The organism is Rufibacter latericius (assembly GCF_003721515.1).
Taxonomy (GTDB): domain Bacteria; phylum Bacteroidota; class Bacteroidia; order Cytophagales; family Hymenobacteraceae; genus Nibribacter; species Nibribacter latericius.
The window spans coordinates 247642-270857 of sequence record NZ_RJJD01000008.1; the positions used below are offsets into that span (position 1 = coordinate 247642).

The following is a 23216-nucleotide window of genomic DNA, read 5'->3' on the forward strand; positions in this document are numbered from 1 at the left end:
TCCGGAAATAAATGCCACTGAAAAGCCTTATTTAAAATTCAATTCTTCAATCACTATACCTTTTATTCAACCCTTTATTAAACACTCTCTACAACCCTTTTCATGCGTCACCCCTTTTTGATTGCTTGCCTGTGCCTGGCGGCGGCCTCTTTACAGGCCCAAACTCCCTCCCCTGCTCCCACCCCCTCTACCGTGACTGCTTCGGGTGGAGGCGTTCAACGGATGGCTTCCGGAAAAATAAGCGGAGTTGTAATGGATTCCACCACAAACAAACCTGTGGAGTTTGCTACAGTTTCCTTGGTGAATGCCGCCACCGGCAAACCCATTGACGGCACCGTAACCGATGATCGTGGCCGGTTCACTTTGTCCCGGGTGGCTTTCGGGACGTATTCTGTCTCGGTGAGTTTTATTGGCTATGAGAGTTTCACCCGCACCGGAGTAACCGTTTCAGACAAAGACTCTGAGGTGGTTTTAGGCCGCATTGTGCTTAAACCCGTGCAGAACAAACTGAAGGAAGTAACCGTGGTAGGCGAGAAACCATTGGTAGAGGACAAAGTGGACCGCATGGTGTACAATGCCGAGCAGGACATCACCAACATTGGCGGCAATGCCTCAGACGTGCTCAAGAAAGTGCCTTCGCTTACGGTAGACCTAGACGGGAACGTGCAGTTGCGCGGATCGGCTAACGTTCGGGTGCTCATCAACAACAAGCCCTCCAGCATCATGGCCAACAGCGTGGCAGACGCTTTAAAGCAGATTCCGTCAGACATGATCAAAACTGTGGAGGTGATTACCAGCCCGTCGGCTAAGTATGACGCCGAGGGTACTGCCGGTATCATCAACATCATCACGAAGAAGAACACGATGTACGGCGTGAACGGAAGCGTGAGTACCTCAGTGGGTACGCGAAACTCCAACGGAAACGCCAACGTGAACGTGCGGCGCGGCAAAGTGGGCTTTAATGCCAGCTTAGGTACCCACCAGCAATACAACGGCAAAAATGAAAGCGAACTGCACCGCATTACCAATCCGGATACTGAAGGAGAAAGCACCTTGAACCAATTGGGAGAATCTAAGCGCCGAGGCGGCGGAGTGTACGGGCAGATTGGGTTTGATGCCGATCTAGACTCCCTGAACACGGTGACGGGCGGTGTTAATGTGTACCGCGGTTATGGCCGCAACCAGGGATTACAACACTCCCAAACCAGTAGAGCTAACACCTTCCAGGAAATTGAGAACGTAATGCGGGGAAGGAACAAGAACGGATCGGTAGACCTGAACCTGGGCTACACCCACATCTTCAAACCACAACAAGAGCTTTCAGTACTGGCACAGTGGAACAAAGGGGCCAACACCAGCGCCACAGACCAGGACATTTTCCTGAACCAGAACTACGCCCTTGACACGCTCCTACGCAACACCAATGACGGTAGTAACCGCGAGATGACATTCCAGGTAGATTACGTGCATCCGTTCCAAAACAAAACCCAATTGGAGATTGGCACCAAAGGCATCCTGCGCCACGCTGAAAGTGACGCCTTGTACCGCAGCATTCGGCTGTCCACGGAGGCTGAGCAGTTGCGGCCCAACCAGTTCACCTATGACCAGGATGTGTACTCCACCTATGCTTCGTACGGCTTCAAGTTCCTGAAAAACTATAACGTGAAATCAGGCGCCCGTTTTGAGTACACCAACATTGATGGCCAATACATTCAACCGTACCAAGACCCGTTCACCGACAACTATTACAACTTCATCCCCAACATCCTTATCTCCCGCACTATCAAAAGCCAGACGTTCAGGGTAGGTTATACCCAACGGATTCAACGACCGCAGATCTGGTACCTGAACCCGTACGTGAACATCATTGATGCCAAGAACGTGTCGTTCGGGAACCCGGAACTGGAGCCCGAGTTGTCGCATTCGTATGAGTTTGGCTACAGCAATTACTTTAAGACCAGTTCCATTAACCTGTCTCTGTACTGGCGCCAAACCAACAACGCCATTGAGAGTTTCAGGAGAGTGGTGGGGGAGCCGGGCGCCCTGCAACCTTCAGATGAAGTTTTGTGGCAGCAGAAAGATGTGGCGTATACCACGTACTACAACATCGGGAAGAATGCGACTTACGGCTTGAGTTTCTCGGGGAATACCAAACCGGTGCCTAAATGGAACATTGGCGGAAGCTTCAACCTGAACTACATCAAGCTTCAGAGCAACGTAGCGGACCGAATCCAGAGCAATGCGGCCATGCAGTACAGCGTGAACGCGAACTCGGGGTATGACTTCGGGAAAGGATTGGCGGCGCAGTTCTTCGGGTCGTTTAGTTCGCCCCGGCCCAGCATTCAGGGAAAATTCTCGGGTTTTTATTATTCCAGCTTCAGTGTGCGTAAGGAGCTGTGGGAAAAGAAAGGCACCTTGAGTATTGGGGTAGACAATCCGTTCAGCAAGACCATTCAGTTCAAATCTGAGCTGGCCAATGATTACTTCCTGCAGAACAGCATCAACCAGAACTATAACCGAAGCGTGCGGGTGAGTTTCTCGTACCGTTTCGGGAAAATGGAGATGAACCAGAAACCGCGCCGCAGCAAGTCCATCCGCAACGATGACGCCAAAGGCGGAGAAAGTAACTAAGCCATCCATATCCCCCTTTCACCAGAAGCACTCTCAACGGGGTGCTTCTTTTTTTTGCCCAATCGTAGCCGGGGTACATGTTTCGACCTAAGACCGTTTCTTCCTGGAGGGTTGCTTTCCGGAACTTGTGCTTCTAATCACAGCCCTTCATCGTTTCTGGCTTCTTTTGAAAAGATCGTCTTCAAAGTAAGTGCTGAAGATGATTTAGGCCTGATTTTCAAAAAATAGCATCAAAACAAAATTTTTTTAGAGTTCAGGCAACCGCTTCGGTTTGTCGCACATCTAATAGACAGTTGCGCGCATCAACTGCTTACCAATCCCTTAACCAGATGCCATTCTCCTTACCACCCGGCTACAGACCGTAGCTGCGGACAGGAAAAGTGCGTCCCTGTGAACCTGATGTGATACACCCTAGCTACTTCAAAAGAAATCCGATGCGTCTCTCAATCCTTGCTTCCCTGTTCTTTCTTTGTCTCATCATATCTTCGCCTTTGCAGGCTCAGTCCCAAAGCCTAGCCGGAAAAATCTCTGGCCAGGTACTGGACTCCCTTACCACAAAACCCGTGGCATTTGGCACCGTTACGCTCACCAGCACCGCCACCGGCAAACCCATAGATGGCACCATCACCGATGAAAAAGGCAGCTTCAGCTTCTCCAAAGTAGCGTACGGAGCTTATTCAATTTCTGTAAGTTACCTGGGGTACGTTACCTCTTCTTTGCCTTCTTTCACCATTTCAGCCGATAAACAGGAGATTATCCTACCCCATCTCAGCCTGAGATCAAATGTCACCAAACTGCAGGAAGTGACGGTGGTGGGCCAGAAAGCATTGATAGAAGACAAAGGCGATCGCCTGGTGTACAACGCCGAGCAGGATATCAGCAACCAAGGCACCACCGCCTCAGAAGTGCTCCGGAAAGTGCCCTCAGTAACGGTGGATGGAGACGGCAACGTGCAGCTCAGAGGCAGCGCCAATTTCAAGGTGCTAATGGACGGCAAACCCTCCAGCATTCTGGCTAACAATTTAGCCGATGCCCTGAAACAGATTCCGGCGGACATCATCAAGAGCATAGAGGTGATTACCAGTCCGTCGGCGAAGTATGATGCCGAGGGTACAGCCGGCATCATCAATATCACCACCAAAAAGAACAGCCTGCAAGGTGTGAACGGGAAAGCCAGCCTTTCTCTGGGCAACCGCTACCGAAACGTGAATGGCAGCCTCAACGTGAAGAAAGCCAAATTTGGCCTGAGCACCACCCTGAGCGGCTATGACAACAACCAGCGGAGACTCAATGTGGTGAACCGAACTAATGACGGAGAGCTTACCCTCCAGCAGGAAAGCCGTAATCTTTCCCTGAACCATGGCTTCTATGTCAAAGCAGAACTGACTTTTGACCCAGATACGTTGAACGCCTTCCATCTGGGCGTCTCTACCCGGCGCAACTACTTCTCGGGCTCTGGTTACCAAACCACCCTGAACCGGGGCGCAGGCTCTGACCAACTTCCGGTGGCATACTCAGACCTGAAAAATCCCTGGAATGGCGGGGGCTATGACATGAACTTCGGGTATACCCGCACCTTTAAGCCCAAGCAGGAACTGACCTTTCTGGCTCAATTGAACCACAATGAGTCCAATGACCTCTATGACAACCTGCTCTACTCTCCCGAGGCCCCGTTAGTGCAACGCCAGAAAAACGACAACACCGCGCCCAGCGAGGAGAAAACCCTGCAACTGGATTACACCCAAACCTTTAAGAATGGCAGTAAGCTGGAATTGGGCGCCAAAGCCATTTTCCGGGATGCCAGCAGCCGCACCACCTACACCTATGCCTTCCCAACCCAAGCGGATTCCACCAACCTCAATAACTTTGACTATGACCAGGATGTAAAGGCGGCGTATGCCACTTATGGATTCCAGCTGAAGAAATTTGATGTGAACCTGGGCACCCGCTATGAGCACACCAACACCAAAGGCGTGTTTCTGAACTCCCAATGGGATGAAGCTGCCCAGGAAACCCAGTTAGTGCGGAGCACCTTCAAAGACGCTTACCAGAACGTGATTCCCAGCCTGAGCATTTCCCGCACCATTGACACCATCCACACCGTGCGGGTGAGTTACACCCAGCGCATCCAGCGTCCGCAAATCTATTCTTTGAACCCTTTCCTGCAGCTGGAAGACTTTAACTTCGGGTACCGCGGCAACCCTACTTTGGATGCTGAATTGACCCACGCATATGAGATCGGCTATAACACCTATTTCAAAACTACCTCTATTAACGCATCGGTGTTCCTGCGCCAGACAGACAATTCTATCCAACAGGTAGTAGCGCCCGAGCAGCTGGTGGTGAATGATCAGTTGCGGGAGGTCATGCTGATCACCCATGACAACATAGGCAAAAACAAGGTGTACGGCCTCAGCCTGTCGGGCGCTACCAAGCCCTTGGCCGCCTGGACCATCAGCCCTAGCCTGAACCTGAATTACGTGGTGTTAGAAGACAAAAGCCAGAAAAGAGAAGGGCTGCAATACAACCTGAACCTGAGCACCAGTTATGAGTTTGGCAAAGGCCTTACCGCACAAGCTAACGCTGGTTACAATTCCAAGAGCAAAATGCTGCAGGTGAATATCGGGGAGAATTACTACGCCGGTTTCTCGGTACGCAAGAAAGTGATGAAGGACAAAGGCTCGGTTAGTTTCGGGGTAAATAATCCGTTCTCCAGTACCATTAACTTCAAGTACACCGTAGTTACGCCTGGTTACCAGCAAACGGCACAAAACATCAACTTCAACCGCACCTTCCGGATTGGCTTTGACTGGACCTTCGGGAAGATGCAGGCCAGCCAGAAACAAAAGAAAACCATAGAGAACGATGATGTCTTGAGCGGTGGGAAATAGCCTTGGTATTCACGCTGGTTTAGGGCCTGTTTTCAGAAAAAGGGTCCTAAACCAGCGGCCTTATTCTGTTTCCCCTGCCTCCTGCTCAGCAGGGGAATGGAACCGGTTTCTGTCCTCCTCTAACCGCATAACGGCTTTCTGCACCTCATAGCAGGCCAGCATGTACAGCCTGAAAGGCTCTCCCCTTTTCAAGACCTCCAGCAAAGCCACAATCTCGGGTATATACACCTTCGCGAAACTGAAGTCGTGCTGGATGATGTCGCGGGTGTTGTCAATAATGTCGGCGAGTTTGATGGTCTGGGCGCGGGAAGAGATTTGGGCCAGGCGCTCAACTTCCATCTGTTTGCGGCGTTTGCGGTTGTGCCCCGGGGCATTCTGTTTGGTGAACTGATCGGTAAGGTCGATGACCATCTGCAGGACCTCGGCGGGTTTCACGATGGTGCCCTGGCAAACTTCCTCCAGAAAGACCTGCAGCTGGGGTTCGGTTACCGGAGTATCTTCCAGTACATCGTGCAGGAGGGCGGCCATGACCATGCCACTGGTGCCACTGTAGGCCATTACGGTTTGGGCCACCCGCTCCAGGTGCTTCACATAGGGTTCATTGTGGTATTTGCGGCGCTGCTCCCCGTGCGCATCTACAGCGAACTGCCAGACCCTCTGCTCCAGCGCATTCAGAAATAAAGGACATTCCAGGTCTTCCATAAGAGAGCTGATGAGTGATTCTGAACCTATTCCCTACCCTGACTATTAGGGGAGGCATTTTGATCCTGTTTTACGGAAACCAGGCAGAAAGCAGCTGACAGGTTCAAAATAGAGAATTTATTACCCGTGTCCTGTTCATAAATAAGCTTTGATTTTTGAAGCCCCCAACCCGTCCAAAGCCAACTCCATATTATTGATAATCAGGACACAACCTAAATATCGGTCCCTCAAAAAGAAAGTATCCCGAAGCAGGAGCATCAGATTGAATGTTCCGAATAAATGAGTACCTTAAGGTATAGTAAGTGCCTAATATTTAGAACGACCGGTTTATAAGTGAGGCAATGGCAAAGAAACTATCCTTTTTTACAGCCCTTTTGGCAGTAGTGCTCCTGATTGCGCAATCCTGTGCGAAGCATTATTTCCGGTCTACCTATCAGGATGCCAACGCTTTGCTCCACCATACCAAAAACCTTCAGACTAAGCCTTTCTTAAAAGCCCACCTCAGAAACGGGGACATCTGCATCCTGAAAGACACCTGGGGAATAGATACCACGTTGAACACGCTTCAGGGCCACGGCACCAAATACGATTTCAACCGAAACGTACTCCAGGAAGGTGCCCTCTCCCTTCCCATGGATAGTGTTTCCATTTTTGAAACCAACACTAAACTACAAACCTCAGAAAAAGAGAGAATTGCGGCCCTAGCCATATTGACGGGCGTTGATATAGCGGTAGGCATTTTGTGCCTGGCCAACCCCAAAGCGTGTTTCGGGTCATGCCCTACTTTTTACCTGAAGGAGGAAGACAGTTTCCATTATGCAGATGCCGAGGGGTTCTCCAATGCCATCAGCCCGTCTCTGGAGTATTTTGATATTGATGCGCTAAACAACCCGGCTGTCTCTGGAGATACTTTCTCTCTTTACATGAGGAACGAAGCCCTGGAAACCCATTGCCTGCAGGAAGTAAAGCTCTTGGCGTATCCCAGGAAAGAAGGGGAACGCGTCTATCAATCCCCCACCAATGACTTTTATCTGTGTTATAACAAGTACGCTCTTTCCTTAGGTACCGGACCCGAAGGCAACATCACCTCGCTGCTCCAGCAGGAAGACCGGCAGGAGCGGTTTTCGTTAGCCGATGAAGCGAATCTAAGCACCAAGGAAACCCTTTCCCTGACCTTTGACGGAGTGCAGAACCCAGAGAACCTGGGCTTAATCCTCCACTTCCGGCAAACCCTGATGACCACGTATTTTATCTACAGTGCCATGGGGTATATGGGTGACGAGGTGGGTGACATCTTCGCTAAACTGGAGACCGGCTCTGACACAAAGGAGAAACTGAAGGGCGGAATAAAAAAAGAATTAGGCGATGTAGAGGTCTACCTCTGGGAAGAACAGAAGAAAGTTTGGGTGTTGCAATCAGGGCTGAACGAGACGGGGCCCATTGCCATAAACCGGCAGTTTGTTCCGTTGCAAAACAGGTCCCGCAGCCCTACCATCAAGATGAAAATCGTCCTGAATAAAGGCTTGTGGCGCCTGGATTATGCGGCACTCACCAATATCAAAGAGCAGGTACAACCAGTAGTTCTTTCGCCAACCGGTATTCTCAAGGATGGGAAACCAGACGCTGCCGCTTTGAGAACCCTTAACCATTCTACCCAGCACTTGATCTCTATGCCAGGCAATGATTTCCAATTCAATTTTACTTTACCGTCCCCAGCAACCGACTATGAATTGTTCCTTTTCTCCAAAGGCTATTATCTGGAATGGATGCGGGAAAACTGGCTACAGGAGAAAGATCTGCTTAAGCTGAAACAGATGATAGACAAACCCAGGAAGTACCTGCAAGGAGAGGCAAAAAACTACAAACGCTATGAAAGCACCATGGAGAAACAGTTCTGGGAATCTAAGATCGATACCAAAACATTTTCAGCCTTTGAGCACCAGGCTCCTCTTCCCTAGCCTGCTTCTTATTTTCCTGGGGGCCTGTGGCTTCCCCAAATACTTACCATCTACAGATCAGATCGATGTGCATCAGTATGGGTCCTACATCAAACTACAGCCCAAGCAGGGGGCCTTGATCAAGGGGGAATTGATAGCGGCAAGTGACAGCTCCCTCGTTCTTTTAACAGAACCTGCAGGCGAATGCTTGACCATCCATCAAAGCGCTATCAGACAATATAGAATTCAGTATGCGCAACCAAAAAGATATGGGTGGTCTATTCCGGTGTATACCTTATTCACCCTGGCACACGGCTATTACGGCGCCTTCACCCTTCCCCTCAATCTTTTGGTCACTACCGCGGTGACGATAGGAGGCATCAATTCATTTTCTTACGAAGGCAAAGGAAAAACCCTGACCTTTTCGGGTTTAGACAAGTTCGCCCGATTTCCGCAGGGAATTCCGAGGGGACTCAAATTAGCAAACCTCAAACCAGCCCCAAAATAGGTTTTCCACTTTTATAGGTAGGCCTACAGCCGATTAAATCCTCTGAAAAATGAAATCCGTTTAGGGCCTGTTTCTGCTAAAACAAGCTCTAAACGGATTTTGATTTTGTCTTTATCTAAAGCAACATTTACCTGAGCTCACTCAACTCCTCCCGGAAGCCACCGCTAAGGATGGGGAACCGGAGCCAGCTGCGAGGGTCCACGTTGTAGTCATCCAGGTGGAAGGCCGGCGCGTAGCGCTCACGTTTCCATTGGTTGCGGCTCCAGAGCGAGTAGAACCGCTGGACGAACTGCCGCAACTGCTCATCGGGGTAAGTGCCTTTCAGCTTCTCAAACACCTGCTGCGGCGATAACCGGTCATAGAAAGCCAGGCGCTCAATCTGGTTTAACAGCGGATACGGCATGAGGTCTTCTTCATCGGTCTGGGTGTTTTCCAGGGGCCGAAGCTCAGCGGAGGGTTGCAGGTTGTTTACGTACTGCAGGCCTTCATAGCCCAGTTGCTGCTGCGCCCACACCAGCCACTGCCTAATGAACGCTTTGTCTACGCCCGCAATAGGCGAGATACTTCCGGCCGTGTCACCGTCCATAGTGGCGTACCCTACCGAGGCCTCAGACCGGTTAGAGGTAGCCAACAGCAGGGAGTTATTCAGGTTGGCTAGCATCCAGATACCGGGGGCACGAACACGGGCCTGGATGTTCTGCAACGTAAGGTCATCGTGCTCCCAGGTAAGGCTCCGGCCGATGGCGTGCTCAATCTTGCCCCGATAACTTTTCACTTCCTCGTCAATAGTCCAGTTAAAGAAAACGGCCCCAATGGATTTCGCCAGTTCTTCCGCTGAACGGTAGGTGTCATCAGAGGAGTTGACGGTGCCTTGGTACGCCGTGATCAGCAACTTGCCCACCAGTAGGTTTCGGACCTCGTTTATAGGAAGCTGCTTGTAATCGGAAATTTCGTTGGGGGTAAGGCAGTTGGTTTTGCGGGCAAACTCCTCCAAATCAATTTCCTCCAGCGCCCGGCGTACCATTTCGGCCACGGCTACGGCGCATAAAGAAGAATCGGCGCCGCCGCTCAACGAGAGTACAAACCCACGGCTGCGGCTTTTGCGCAGATAATCAAAAAGGGCCAGCGAAATGGCCGAGATAAACTCCACGTTCTCGTCTACCGGCAAAAGGTCCATCTCCACTGGTGGAAGGGGCGTCTCAAAGGAAACCTCGGCACACTCAAAGTCCACGCTCTTGAAGGAAAGCAGCTGATTCCGCAACACCAGGTTTCCGTTCTGCGCGATGATGATTTCGCCGTCGTAGATCATTTTGCCAGCCTCATTGCCGAGCAGGTTCACGTACAGATAGGTGCACTCAAACTGCCTTGACGCGTCTACCACCAGATGGTAGCGCACATCGGTTTTGCTCATGGCAAAGTGGCTGGCACTGGGGTTGATGATGAGTTGCACCCCTTTAGGCTTGTGCCGATAGGCCGGTCGGTTCTCGTTGCGCCACGCATCTTCGCAGATCTCGAAGGCGAACTTGATGCCCTGATGCTCATAGATGATGTCGCCTATTGGGTAGGTTTTCCCCATGGCCTCAAACTCCGCCACCGAATCCGGAATCCAGGAACTGAACCAGCGCGGCTCATAGTGCACGCCGTCATTAGCCAGGAACTGTTTGGCCGTGAAGCCCAGGATTTCTTTGTCTTTGATAACGCAGGCGCAGTTATAGGTTGTGTTGTTCAGCCGGATGGGAAGCCCCACGCAGACAATCACACCCTCGCACCATTCCTTTATCTCCAGTAACCGCTCGAAGCACTCCACACTCACCCATTCACTTAAGAAAAGGTCTTCGCAGCCGTACCCGGGAATGCTCATCTCGGGCAGGCAGAGAATGTCTACATTTTGTTCTTTGGCCTGTTCAATGGCCGTTTTGATGTTTCGGAGATTGTTATCCCAATCCAGGGGGGTTTGGTTGAGGGCAGCGCCGGCAAGTTTCATAGGTAGGTTCGGTTTAGCCTTTTTAACGCAAGAACAGCCTTGCAAGTTAAAACACGCAAGTCTGGCTACGGAAAACACGCAGCCGCGCTCCCTGCAAAACTAAGAACCTATCTGGTAGAACCAAGAAATGGAGTGAAACTGAATTAGGATACCTCCTGCCGAAAACAAGATTCAGGAAGCTTATCTTTTATCCGAACGGAAGAAAAGGATTAAGAAAGAGATCAAGTTTCCGAAAGTATCTGTGAAAGAAGCGAAAGGCTTTAAGGCCGATTTCTGGAAAAGAGCCCGAAATCAGAAAAGAGGATCAGGAAAGGATAGAACCGGTGGACCGGAGTACTTCCATGCTTTTCTCAGCGGCAGCCTGCTCGGCTTTCTTCTTGGAAAGGCCGCTGCCGCTAGCGATGATGTCATTGTCTACTACCACTGCGGCAGTAAACTCGGTGGTGGAGCCACTCTGCTTCTGCCCCACAATCTCAAACCGGATGCTGCGGTTTTGGCCCTGTGCCCACTCAATGAGTTTGCTTTTGAAATTGCTGGTGGTGGTGGTAAGTTGGTGCAGGTCAAAATGCGGTTTCACCAGCTTTTTCAGGATGAAGCTTTTGGTGTCTACGTAGCCTTTGTCCAGGTACACGGCGCCAACCAACGCTTCAAGGGCATTGCCGTTGATGAACTTATGGCGGGTAACCCCAGAGATGTTGTCTACCTTGATAAGAGAGTGCAAGCCCACCTTTACGGCCAGGCTGTTCAAAGACTCTCGGTTCACCATGCGAGACCGGATCTCCGTTAGGAAGCCTTCGTCTTTGTAGGGGTATTTCTTGAAAAGGTACTCTGCGATGACCGCGCCTAAAATAGCATCACCCAAAAATTCCAGCCGTTCGTTTGTTTCCTGGCTTCCCTGTAAATTCTGGCGCACAAACGAGGTATGTGTGAAAGCCAGTTGGTACAGGTGAAGATTGTCTGGCGCCATGCCCGTAATATGGGTGATGGCGTTTACAAAAGCTTTGTCTTTGTAAAAGAATCTATGGATTGCGCGAAAGACCGGTCTGATCGGGCTCAATGCTATTCAGTGAGTTTCTTGAAAATCACAGAGGTGTTGTGTCCGCCAAATCCGAAGGTATTGCTAAGGGCAATGTTTACTTCGCGCTTCTGGGCCTCGTTAAAGGTAAAGTTCAGGCGAGGATCAATGGTATCATCATCGGTGAAGTGGTTGATGGTGGGCGGAACAATGCCGTTCTGGATCGCCAGAATAGCCGCTACTGCCTCCACACCGCCCGCACCACCCAGCAAATGCCCGGTCATACTCTTGGTAGAGCTGATGTTCAGGTTGTAGGCGTGCTCTCCAAATACTTTCTGGATCGCGGTCACCTCGGCTCCATCCCCAAGTGGTGTGCTGGTTCCGTGGGTATTGATGTAATCTACCTGGTCTGGGGTAATACCTGCATCACGCAAGGCATTCTGCATGACCAGTACTACGCCTTCGCCGTTAGGGTCTGGTGCGGTAATATGGTACGCATCTGAAGACAGGCCACCGCCAATAACTTCGGCGTAAATCTTGGCGCCGCGGGCTTTAGCGTGCTCATAGCTTTCCAGCACCAGAGCGCCGGCACCTTCACCCAACACAAAACCATCGCGGTCTTTGTCATACGGCCGGGAGGCCGTTAATGGGTCGTCGTTGCGCTCACTCATGGCTTTGAGGGCATTAAACCCGCCAATACCAGACTCCGTGATCGCTGCCTCAGAACCGCCGGTCACCACCACATCGGCCATGCCTAGCCTAATGTAGTTCAAAGCCGCCACAATAGAGTCTGAAGACGAAGCGCAAGCAGAGGTGGTCACAAAGTTAGGGCCTCTGAAACCGTACTTGATAGAGATATTGCCGGAGGAACTGTCGGCAATCATTTTAGGAATAAAGAAAGGGTTGTACCGTGGGGTACCATCTCCTAAACCAAACTGGATGGACTCATCCTGGAAAGTCTTTAAACCGCCAATGCCAGAACCCCAGATCACGCCTACGCGGTCTCTGTTCACATTTTCCAGAATACCTGAGTCAGCGATGGCTTCATTGCTGGCGATGAGGGCAAACTGGGTGAAGTAATCCATCTTTCTACCTTCTTTTCTTTCAAAGTAGTCTTCTGGATTGTAGCCTTTGATCTCGCAGGCAAACTGGGTTTTAAACTTACCGGCATTAAAGCGAGTAATAGGCGCCGCGCCGCTTACCCCATTGGAAAGCCCCTGCCAGTATTCTGCCACGGTTTTACCAATTGGGGTGAGCGCGCCTAGGCCTGTTACAACAACTCTCTTAAGCTCCATACGCTGCTAGTAGAGGAAAAGAACCTATATTGATTAGGTAAAATTGGATCGATAGAAGAAAAAAGGGAGGAGGAGATTACTTAGCGTGCTCTTCCAGGTAGCTGATCGCTTGGCCCACCGTTGCAATATTCTCAGCTTGATCGTCTGGAATAGACACATTGAATTCTTTCTCAAATTCCATGATCAATTCAACGGTATCAAGAGAGTCGGCACCCAGGTCGTTTGTAAAGCTAGCCTCAGGCGTTACCTCAGATTCTTCAACGCCTAATTTGTCAATAATGATAGCTCTTACTTTTTCTGCGATTTCTGACATTTTTTTAGAAGTTTTTTAAAACACAGTGCAAAGAAATAGATTTGGGAACACAATGTCAAACAAAATACAAGAGATTGTTTTATTGTGTCACTTTTCTAAAAACTTCACTTGAGTTTCCAATTCACTTCTTTAAATTGCCAGCCCAACTTTTTCACTTACCCAAGAGTACCGCAACCCATGAAATCTATCCGTCTAGACGTTGATTACGATTTTGATTTCGACTTATATGGAGTGGTCTCTTCCAGCAAGGAACACACTCTTGCCTGGGCACTGAACAAGTATTTCCGCATCAGGTTGGTGAAACAGGCAGATTTGTGCATTGACTACCTGAACAAAGGCCGGTTGATTATCTCCAACTACCTGCACCGTGCCGAGCACGGCTCCTTGCGTTTGTTCAGGAACCGCTCAGTGGGCACCAGCACCCTGCCCTCCCCTTTCCTGGTGCCAGATATCAAAGAATATGACTATGTAATTCAGGTGTCAGGCGGGCTCAGCCATCTTCAGCAAGAGCTTCTGCAGACCCTAAATGCCGTACCCCTAGTGCAGTACGTGCGCTCCTTTGACCCACATTGTTTACGTTATAAAGAAAACCTGCTTTTTTAGCAAATGGCTATTAATTTCAACAAAACCAAGATTATTGCAACGGTTGGCCCCGCCAGCAACACCCCTGAGCGCCTGCGCGCACTTATTCAGGAAGGGGTAGACGTATTTCGCCTTAATTTTTCCCACGGCGCCCACCACGAGCACTTAAAGGTAATTGAACACGTTCGTGCCATCAACGCCCAAGAAGGTTTCAATATATGCTTGCTGCAAGATTTGCAGGGTCCTAAAATCAGGATCAATGACGTCCAGGATGGCGCCATTGAGATTGTGGAAGGGCAGCAGCTTACTTTTGTCTGTGACAAATCCATGGGTACCCCCCAGCGGTTGTCGCACAGCTACGCCCGCCTGGCCCAGGATGTTCGTCCCGGTGACGCCATCCTGATTGACGATGGTAAACTGGAGGTACGCGTACTCAGCACTGACGGCGTAAACGAAGTACTAACGGAAGTAGTGTATGGTGGCGTGGTGAAACCCCGTAAAGGCATGAACCTGCCAGACACCGTGGTGACCGCTCCATCGCTTACCGAAAAAGACATCCAGGACCTGCACTTTGGCCTGGACAACGATGTAGAATGGATCGCGCTTTCCTTTGTCCGCAAAGTGGAAGACATCCATGAGATCAAACGCATCATTGCGGAGCGTGGTAAAGACGCCAAGGTGGTAGCCAAGATTGAAAAGCCAGAAGCCATCCGCAACATTGACTCTATAATTGAAGCCACCGATGCCATCATGGTTGCCCGTGGTGACTTGGGTGTGGAAGTAGGCATGGAAGGCGTTCCGATGCTGCAGAAGATGATTGTGGAGAAATGCAACCAGCAAGGCAAGCCCGTGATTGTGGCCACCCAGATGATGGAAAGCATGATCACCAATCCGCGTCCTACCCGGGCTGAGACCAATGACGTAGCCAACGCCGTTATGGACGGTGCCGATACCCTGATGCTTTCTGCTGAGACCGCTGCCGGTGCTTATCCTATTGAGACTATCCGCAGCATGACCCGCACCATCCAGTCGGTAGAAACTCAGGCGGCCGTTTTCCACCGCAACTTTGTGTTCAACAACCAGTCTCCCACTTTCTACAACGACACCGTGGTAGCAAGTGCCGTGACCCTGGCCCGTGACACCGATGCCCGTGCGCTTATCTGCCTTACCAAGTCTGGCTACACTGCTATTCAGCTAGCGAAACACCGCCCTAAAGCAGACATCTTCGTTTTCACCGATAACCGCGTGTTGTTGAACACCCTGAACCTGGTATGGGGAATCAGGGGCTACTATTATGACCGTTTTGTGTCTACGGATGAGACCATCGCTGACCTGAAGGAAATTCTGGTAAAGGAAGGCCACCTGGAAACCGGCGACATTTTCATCAACATCGGCTCTATGCCGGTAATGGAGAAGAAACGCGCCAACATGATCAAGCTGAGTGTAGTACACTAAGCGACTGCAACAGTAGCAGGCTACTTTTAAAAGCAAAAGGGCCAGTCTTCTTTCTGAGGACTGGCCCTTTTGCTTTTGTATCCAGAAAATATGTAAGCTCCGCTTTAAGGCTGTTTTCCCAAAAGAGGACCTAAACCGCTATACAACACAAAAAGCCTTGCGGTTAGCAAGGCTTTTGATGATTACCCAAGAATTAAATACTACCTAAAAGAATTAAGCAGCAGCTAATGTATTTACAAATTTAGCCAGCTTTGATTTGTTGTTGGCCGCTTTGTTTTTGTGGATCACGTTCTTCTTAGCCAACTTGTCCAGCATACCAGATACCGTCTTAAACAGCTCTTGCGCCTCGGCTTTGTCGGTTGTGTTTCTTAAACGCTTTACAAAGGTACGGGTGGTTTTCGCCTGATAGCGATTCAGCAAGCGTTTCGCGTTGTTAGATCTGATTCTCTTTAATGCTGACTTATGGTTAGCCATGGTTGTGAATATAGATAAATGCTTTTGACTCTGATTCTAAATGAGTTTGCAAAACTACAAGGTTCCATCTAAACTTCCAAGCGACAGGCATAAATTTTCATTAATCCTCTGCTTTTCTGCAACTTCTGAGAGAAAGGCACCTCCTGGGTTTTGCCCTGCAAAGGTAACATTTCTTGAATTCCCGTTCTATCTTTACCATAAAAGTTTTCAACGTCACGACATGTTTCTCTTTTACTTCCTTTAGCCAGGCAAGTCAAATACAGCTCCACCCAGGCGGCAAGGATTCTCTTGGGTAGCGCTTAAAGTAGAATAGGCATTTTGTATTTTAATCTGACTTTATTTGCAAGAACTGATTTCTGAAATGCGTTCTACGTTTAAAATCAGAAAAACAGGCCAGAAGCATATGCAAAAGCCCTCCTCTTGCGTCAACCAACTTACATCTACCTCATGCTGATTTTCCGGAGGTTTGCTTTCTTAGGATTGAGTGCCATGGTTTTGCTGGTAGCGGGCTGTTCACAAGAGAGCTCCCCGATTGAAACAGAGCCTGAATACCTCGGACCCAAGCCTTACAACCTGGAATTTCCCGGTAGATTTGGCGCTCCCAAAGCCATACCGGCAGATAATCCGCTTACCGAAGAGGGCGTTCAGCTAGGCCGCATGCTCTTTTATGAGAAAGCCCTTTCGGCGAACAATACCATGTCCTGCGGAAGCTGCCATAAACAGGAATTCGCTTTTACAGATGGGCAAGCGGTAAGCAAAGGAGTAGACGGCATCGCCGGAACCCGAAGTGCTATGTCATTGGCGAACCTTCTGTGGGTGTCTAGGTTCAACTGGGACGGAGGGCCTACTTCTTTGGAAGAGCAGGCCATCATTCCGTTGGAAAGCCCCATCGAGCTACACCAAAACCTCAGCCTGGCGGTCACCAAACTTCAGGGCACAGAGAAATACCCGGCGCTCTTTGAGAAAGCCCTCGGGAAGGGTCCTGTTACCAAAGAAAACCTGCTCAAGGCGCTGTCGCAGTTTACCCGCACCCTCATCTCCTCTAATTCTAAATTTGATCGCTACCAGGAAGGCAAAGAAAACCTCACCGTAGATGAACTGCTGGGCATGCGCCTTTTCCTGACCCATCCAGACCCGAACATCGGTTTACGGGGTGGTAATTGCGGCGATTGCCACGGCGGCACGCTCCAGACGTTTCACACCTTTCATAACAATGGGTTAGATGCCAACCCCATAGACGCGGGCCGATGGCTTATAACGGGGCTTGAAAGTGACCGGGGAAAGTTTAGGACGCCTTCTTTGCGGAACGTTGCCCTAACCGCTCCCTACATGCATGATGGCCGGTTCAAAACTCTGGAGGAGGTGCTGGACCATTACAACGAGCACATTGACATGACCAACCCCAACCTTGACCCACTCATTGAGGAAGCCCGCAATGAATTTGGAGGCGCTAAATTGGGCTTAACCACTACAGAAAAACGGCAGATAATTGCTTTCCTGCATACCCTCACAGACGAAACGTTCATCAAAGACCCACGCTTCTCAGACCCTCATAAATGATAAGCGCAGAGTCACGATGTACCACTTTTAATCAAATCTCAGAATGGGCGCATTCTTTTACTTTCCGCTTTTGGAGCCGTTTTCTGAAAAGAGGCTCATAATCGGATATTTCCTAAGTTGTATTCCCCCACTTATCAAGACTCTCTATGGCTTCTTTTACCCATCTTTACCAAAGACTTACCTCTGTTTTCTTCCTTACCTTGGTTCTTTTCACGTGGAGTTGCTCTGATGATGACGCGCCGGAAAGCCCTAGTACGGTCACCATCTCTTTCCAGCACACCTTTGATTCCCAGCCCTTGGTGCTGGGGCAGGAGTACACTAATACCCACGGCCATAAGGTTAGGTTCAACCAACTGCGGTACTACATCAGCAACGTGAAACTTACCCGAGCAGATGGCAGCGAGTATGCCGCCCCAAATAGCTATCATTTGATGGAAAAAATGGCTGATACCAGCAAGGAGAGTTTTGATTTACCTGAGGTTCCTGCCGGCAGGTACCGTTCCATCACCTTCAGCGTAGGCGTTGACCAAGCCCATAACCATTCAACAGACCAGGTAGGTGACCTGGACCCCAACCACCAGATGGCCTGGAACTGGGACACCGGATATAAGTTTCTGGTAGCCGAAGGTCAGTACTATAACCCCACGGAGGCCTCCTTCAAAAACTTCATTTACCACATTGGCCATGATGCCAACTACCGCACCATCACGCTTCCCCTACCCGATGACTGGAACCTGACGGGTCAAAACAAAACCCTGGAACTCATCACAAATACCAAAGTCCTGTTTGGCGGACCTAACGTGATTGACTTAAGCGCTATGGGCTTCTCAACGGTAATGGGCGGCGCACCCGCCGGGTTGGTGGCTGATAACATCCGTCAAATGTTCCGGCTTAAATAGCCCATGCGGTTGCACCTGCCTCTTTCCCGGTTCAGAGCGAAGGTACTATTCCTATTGGGTAGCACTTTCGCTCTCAGCTGTGCCTCAGAGGAAACGGAACCTGTTACGCCTTCAGAATTCGTATTAACTGCCCCTGCCAACTTAGGAACAGCCGTACCTTTTCCGCAGCGCAATCCATTTACCCGCGAAGGCGTGTTGTTAGGCAAAAAGTTGTTTTATGACCCAATACTTTCCGGCAATAACCAAATCAGTTGTGCTTCTTGCCATCAGCCGGAAAAAGCTTTTTCTGATGGCAGGGCATTAACCACCGCAGGAGCCAGCCGAAAACCACTGCTTAGACACGCTCCCGCCCTGCAGAACCTAGCCTGGATGCAAGGCTGGTTCTGGGACGGAGGAGCCAAAGACCTGGAGTCTCTGGCGTTAGGTCCCTTAACGCATGAAGACGAGATGGCGCAGAATTTGAAGGAACTGGTGCTGGAACTTCAAAACCATGTAGAGTACCCAGCACAGTTTAAAGCCGCCTTTGGAACTGATTCCATCACATCGGCCCTCATAGCGCGGGCATTGGCTCAATTCCAGCGTACCCTCATCACCGGCAATTCAGCCTACGACCGGCATGTTCGAAAAGAGCCAAACGCCACTTTGAACAACCAGGAGTTACGCGGACTGGCTTTGGTGCGCCAGCAGTGTGCCCCCTGCCACGCCACTGATTCCTTCACGGACCAAAGCTACCGCAACAATGGCTTAGCGCAAACCTTCTCAGAGGAACACGAGCAAATCGCCTGGGGCCGAGGACGCATCACCCATCGGCCGGAAGATATTGGGAAATACAAGGTGCCCACGTTGCGTAACATCATGGTAACCGCTCCCTACATGCATGACGGTTGTTTTGAGACGCTACAACAGGTGCTGGACCATTATACCCACGGCATAGTTCCTTCCCCTACCCTAGACCCAACGTTTCTACGGACAGATGGAACGTTGGGTCTCACGCTCACCCAAAAAGAGAAAGTTGATATTCTCTCCTTTTTGAACACATTAACTGATTGGGAGTTTCTACAGAATCCGGCTCACGCTCCTCTTCCCTGATGATAGGTTCAAGAAGGACAATTGGACTTTTTGTTTCAAGAGCAGACGCTTACCGCATATACACCACGGTTTTCACAGTTTCTAAACAAAGAAATAGTATCCTTTTGGAAACCAGAACCATTCGCGCATTGTTTTACACTTGATTTCGTAAATTTACGTCAGAAACAGAATTCACCTTAAAATCACCCATACCCATGGCAATGTATCCTGAATATATGGTCGCCCCTATCCGGGAAGACCTTACTTCCGTTGGCTTTGAGCAACTGATGACGCCCGAAGAAGTGGAGTCCGTATTGACGCAGAAAGAAGGCACCGTATTGGTAGCCGTTAACTCTGTTTGTGGTTGCGCTGCCGCCAAAGCTCGCCCAGCCCTTAAAATGGCCGTGGCTAGCAGCGAGCAGAAGCCTTCTAAACTGGTAACCGTGTTTGCCGGCATGGAAACCGAAGCCGTTGCCAAAGTGCGTGAGTTCATGTTGCCTTATCCTCCGTCTTCTCCATCCATTGCGTTGTTCAAAGACGGCGAGTTGGTGCACGTGATTGAGCGTCACCACATCGAGGGAAATGACTTAACCCGCATCGTAGACAACCTGCAAGGAGCCTTTGAAGAGTACTGCTAATCTGCGGTAGTCTACAGCAATAACAGAAGAGCCTGACTGATTAGTCAGGCTCTTCTGTTTTAAGGTTGTTTTCTGAAAACAACCTTAAAAAGCAAGACCTCACAGGTGCCCTCTACGGCAAGGATTTGCGTCCGTGCCTTGCTATACATGAACAGTAAGTCACGGAAGTAAATCCGCGTCATAGTACCATCATAAACTTAATATTGCTCTCTCTTCGTCATCCTGAAAGGATGACATATACTATGGAAGTCGTTTATTTTGACAGGCAACCTCCAAAGACGCACCATTACTAAACGCGCCTTCACTAAAAACTAAGTGTTTACTGCTAACTGTTCGTTACAACACCTTAAACCGTTCAAAAGCGAGTCTTTCCAGTTCTTCCTGATGGGTAGGGTGTGCGATGCGGATAAGTTCTTTGGCGCGTTGGCGAAGGTTCTTTCCGTATAAATCAGCTATGCCGAACTCCGTGACAATGTAGTGCACGTGGGCGCGGGTGGTGGTCACGCTGGCTCCTGCTTTGAGCACATTCACAATCTTGGACTCTCCTTTGTTGGTGATAGAAGGAAGCGCGATTATCGGCTTCCCTCCTTCAGACAAAGCCGCGCCCCGCATAAAGTCCATCTGACCGCCCACGCCCGAGAATTGGTACATGCCAATACTATCAGCGCAGACCTGGCCGGTGAGGTCTACCTCAATGGCGCTGTTGATGGCGGTGGTTTTAGGGTTCTGCCGGATGATGGACGTGTCATTGGTGAACACCGTTTCCTTCATCACCACGGCAGGGTTGTCATGCAGAAAATCGAATACTTTCTGGGAACCGTTCACGAAACAGGAGACAATCTTGTGCTTCAGGACTTTCTTCTTGGCACCTGTGATAATGCCTTTCTCCACCAACAGAATAATGCCGTCTGAGAACATCTCGGTATGAATGCCCAGGTCTTTGTGGTTGCCCAACTGCGCCAGCACTGCGTCTGGTATGCCGCCAATGCCCATTTGCAGCGTAGCTCCGTCTTCCACCAAAGAAGCCACCAATTGCCCAATCTGGGTTTCAACCTCTCCGGCAGGTTTGTTCTTGTGCTCTGGCAGCGGCTCATCTACTTGTACCTTCGCGTGGAATTTACTGATGTGCACCACCCCATCTCCGTGGGAACGTGGCACGCGCGGGTTCACTTCGGCAATCAATATTTTAGCGGTTTCCACTGCAGATAGAGCCACATCTACCGATGATCCCAGGCTGCAGAAACCGTGGATATCTGGCGGAGAAACCTGCACCAAGGCTACATCCAGGGGTAGAATGTTGCGGCGGAACAAAAGGGAAATCTCGCTCAGGAAAATGGGGATGTAATCGGCGGTGCCTTCATTGAGGGCTTGCCTGATGTTGCCCCCCACGAAGCAGGCGTTGGTCTTGAAGCTTTCGGCGTGCTCTGGGAAAGTGTAAGGCGCCGGGCCTTCGGTGTGCATGTGAATGAACTCCACGCCCAGAAGTTCCGGTCCGCGGGCAGAAACGGCATTCACCAGCCTGAGCGGGGTCATGGCGGCCCCATGCACAAAAACACGGTCTCCGGATTTAATCAGTTTAACGGCTTCCTCGGCGGTGGTATAGTCAGGTTGAAGTGACATGGATATCAGGTTTGATGAAATGGGTTTTACGGAAATCAGCCGCAAAGATCAATGTCACCGGTGCCCTCAAAAATGACGAAGGCCAGCGGTGCGGCTGGCCTTCGTCATTTTACCCTTGTTTTTCGGAAATCTGCCTTAAAATAGAAGTCGTCTGATCTATTCCTCTGAAGGCAGTTACTCTAATGTTTTTACAACTGCTCTGCCAAATAGCGTTTCAGGTCAAAACCAATGTCACACCGGAAATTACGGCCTTCCCACTGAATCTGAGCAGCAGCGGCGTTGGCTTTCTCCAAAGCTTCTTCCATATCGTGGCCTAGTCCGGTGACCGCAATCACCCTTCCGCCATCGGTCACGATTTTCCCGGATGAAGTTTGCTTGGTTCCGGCGTGGAAGCAAAGCGCGTTTTCAGGCAGTGCCGTTTGCAAGCCCTGGATTTCCTTGCCTTTCTCATAGTCCTCAGGATATCCGCCAGACACCAGGAAAATAGTAGTGGCCGACCGTGCGTCTACCTCCAGCTTAAACTGGCCCAATTCGTGGTCATGCAGGGCCTTGAAAAGCTCAAACAAGTCTGAGTTAATGCGGGGCAGAATGGCCTCGGTTTCTGGATCGCCTAAGCGCACGTTGTATTCAATCACGTACGGGTCGCCGTTGGTGTTCATCAACCCGATGAACAGGAACCCGGTGTAGGGAATTCCTTCCTGCTGCAAGCCCTGTAGGGTAGGTTCAATCACGCGGGAACGCACCTTGTTCATAAAAGCTTCATCGGCGAACGGAACAGGTGAAACGGCGCCCATGCCACCAGTGTTCAGGCCGGCATCACCTTCGCCGATACGCTTGTAGTCTTTAGCCTCGGGCAGGAGCACGTATTCCTTGCCGTCGGTGAGAATGAAAGCCGAAAGCTCAATGCCTTGCAAGAACTCCTCTACTACCACTTTGCTGCCCGCGCTCCCGAATTTGTTGTTCTTCAGCATGCCTGTGATAGCCTCGGTGGCTTCGGCCACGTTTTGGGCAATCACTACGCCTTTCCCAGCAGCCAAGCCATCGGCTTTCAAGACCACCGGGTATGGATGGTTCTGCAGATACGTCAATGCCTGGTCATAATCATCTGCGGTGAAGGTCTGGTAACGGGCCGTAGGGATGCCGTACTTGAGCATGAACTGCTTGGAGAAGTCTTTGCTGCCTTCCAGTTGGGCACCGGCTTTGCGCGGACCTACCACCAAGATATGCTGCAGGTACTCTCTTTCCGCGAAATAGTCGGCGATGCCTTCTACCAGCGCTGCCTCTTGGCCTACTACCAACATCATGATGTTAAAGTCGGTGGCGAATTTAGCCAGTTCCTCAAAATCAGTGATGGAGATGTCTACGTTGGTGGCAATCTGGGCGGTACCGGCGTTTCCCGGAGCCACGAAAATTCTCTCACAGTAAGGGCTTTGGCTAATTTTCCAGGCCAGGGCGTGCTCGCGGCCACCCGCCCCAATGATCAGTACGTTCATACAAGCAAGGGTTTAAGCTCAAGCACGGGGCTCAAGCCAGTTTTATCGTTCAGGGGCTGCCGTTTTAAGGCTGCTTTCTATAAAACACCACCAAAATGGTGCCACATCATGGAAACAGAAAAGCAGATGTCTCCACCTGCTTTTCTGTTTT

At 50.3% G+C, this 23216-nt stretch carries 18 protein-coding genes; 10 read left to right on the forward strand and 8 right to left on the reverse strand.

Translation table 11 applies throughout. The features are described 5' to 3' along the window. Positions 1-102: 102 nt before the first annotated feature. Both EFB08_RS13100 and EFB08_RS13105 read left to right on the forward strand, forming a co-directional pair. Positions 103-2631: a TonB-dependent receptor domain-containing protein gene (locus EFB08_RS13100; protein WP_123127413.1), complete on the forward strand. Its 2529-nt coding sequence runs from the start codon at positions 103-105 to the stop codon at positions 2629-2631. A 434-nt stretch (positions 2632-3065) separates the two neighbouring features. Then, complete coding sequence (locus EFB08_RS13105) at positions 3066-5522, forward strand: outer membrane beta-barrel family protein (RefSeq protein ID WP_123127414.1); 2457 nt, start codon at positions 3066-3068, stop codon at positions 5520-5522. Positions 5523-5582: 60 nt separating this feature from the next. Here EFB08_RS13105 and EFB08_RS13110 read toward each other — a convergent pair whose 3' ends face one another. After that, complete coding sequence (locus EFB08_RS13110; RefSeq protein ID WP_227006330.1) at positions 5583-6224, reverse strand: HD domain-containing protein; 642 nt, start codon at positions 6222-6224, stop codon at positions 5583-5585. Positions 6225-6565: 341 nt separating this feature from the next. Between EFB08_RS13110 and EFB08_RS13115 the strand changes: the two genes are divergently transcribed. Then, positions 6566-8182: a hypothetical protein gene (locus EFB08_RS13115; protein ID WP_123127415.1), complete on the forward strand. Its 1617-nt coding sequence runs from the start codon at positions 6566-6568 to the stop codon at positions 8180-8182. Next, complete coding sequence (locus EFB08_RS13120; RefSeq protein WP_123127416.1) at positions 8157-8669, forward strand: hypothetical protein; 513 nt, start codon at positions 8157-8159, stop codon at positions 8667-8669. Before EFB08_RS13115 ends, EFB08_RS13120 begins: the two co-directional genes overlap by 26 nt. A gap of 127 nt (positions 8670-8796) precedes the next feature. On the opposite strand, the gene nadE is transcribed toward EFB08_RS13120, so the two are convergent. From nadE to EFB08_RS13140, 4 genes are all read right to left on the reverse strand, one after another. Next, positions 8797-10653, reverse strand: a complete 1857-nt coding sequence (nadE, locus tag EFB08_RS13125; RefSeq protein WP_123127417.1) for an NAD(+) synthase — start codon at positions 10651-10653, stop codon at positions 8797-8799. Between the two features lie 304 nt (positions 10654-10957). Continuing rightward, the gene (gene rnc / locus EFB08_RS13130) at positions 10958-11710 is read right to left on the reverse strand and encodes a ribonuclease III (protein WP_227006331.1); all 753 of its coding nucleotides are present in this window, start codon (positions 11708-11710) and stop codon (positions 10958-10960) included. Between the two features lie 2 nt (positions 11711-11712). After that, complete coding sequence (gene fabF, locus EFB08_RS13135; protein ID WP_123127418.1) at positions 11713-12963, reverse strand: beta-ketoacyl-ACP synthase II; 1251 nt, start codon at positions 12961-12963, stop codon at positions 11713-11715. Between the two features lie 76 nt (positions 12964-13039). Further along, a complete protein-coding gene (locus EFB08_RS13140; RefSeq protein WP_048919546.1) occupies positions 13040-13276 on the reverse strand; it encodes an acyl carrier protein in 237 nt (78 codons plus the stop codon). Positions 13277-13453: 177 nt separating this feature from the next. Here EFB08_RS13140 and EFB08_RS13145 point away from each other — a divergent pair, with 177 nt between their 5' ends. Both EFB08_RS13145 and pyk read left to right on the forward strand, forming a co-directional pair. Next, positions 13454-13879 (forward strand): IPExxxVDY family protein, encoded by a 426-nt coding sequence (locus EFB08_RS13145; protein WP_123127946.1) that lies wholly within the window; start codon positions 13454-13456, stop codon positions 13877-13879. 3 nt (positions 13880-13882) lie between these two features. Next, entirely contained in the window at positions 13883-15313 is a 1431-nt protein-coding gene (pyk, locus tag EFB08_RS13150; RefSeq protein ID WP_123127419.1) for a pyruvate kinase, read from the forward strand. Between the two features lie 213 nt (positions 15314-15526). On the opposite strand, the gene rpsT is transcribed toward pyk, so the two are convergent. Continuing rightward, on the reverse strand, positions 15527-15787 hold the full coding sequence (gene rpsT / locus EFB08_RS13155; protein WP_123127420.1) for a 30S ribosomal protein S20: 261 nt from the start codon (positions 15785-15787) through the stop codon (positions 15527-15529). 420 nt (positions 15788-16207) lie between these two features. Here rpsT and EFB08_RS13160 point away from each other — a divergent pair, with 420 nt between their 5' ends. The 4 genes from EFB08_RS13160 (at position 16208) to EFB08_RS13175 (ending at position 19952) form a co-directional block, all read left to right on the forward strand. Further along, entirely contained in the window at positions 16208-17347 is a 1140-nt protein-coding gene (locus EFB08_RS13160; RefSeq protein ID WP_227006332.1) for a cytochrome-c peroxidase, read from the forward strand. 146 nt (positions 17348-17493) lie between these two features. After that, complete coding sequence (locus EFB08_RS13165) at positions 17494-18246, forward strand: MbnP family protein (RefSeq protein ID WP_123127421.1); 753 nt, start codon at positions 17494-17496, stop codon at positions 18244-18246. A 3-nt stretch (positions 18247-18249) separates the two neighbouring features. Then, positions 18250-19335, forward strand: a complete 1086-nt coding sequence (locus tag EFB08_RS13170) for a cytochrome-c peroxidase (RefSeq protein ID WP_123127422.1) — start codon at positions 18250-18252, stop codon at positions 19333-19335. A gap of 200 nt (positions 19336-19535) precedes the next feature. Continuing rightward, positions 19536-19952: a BrxA/BrxB family bacilliredoxin gene (locus EFB08_RS13175; protein WP_062545952.1), complete on the forward strand. Its 417-nt coding sequence runs from the start codon at positions 19536-19538 to the stop codon at positions 19950-19952. Between the two features lie 336 nt (positions 19953-20288). Here the strand turns inward: EFB08_RS13175 and EFB08_RS13180 are convergent, their stop codons facing one another. Then, positions 20289-21572 (reverse strand): acetyl-CoA hydrolase/transferase family protein, encoded by a 1284-nt coding sequence (locus EFB08_RS13180; RefSeq protein WP_123127423.1) that lies wholly within the window; start codon positions 21570-21572, stop codon positions 20289-20291. Positions 21573-21760: 188 nt separating this feature from the next. Then, a complete protein-coding gene (gene purD / locus EFB08_RS13185; protein ID WP_123127424.1) occupies positions 21761-23065 on the reverse strand; it encodes a phosphoribosylamine--glycine ligase in 1305 nt (434 codons plus the stop codon). Positions 23066-23216: the final 151 nt, after the last annotated feature.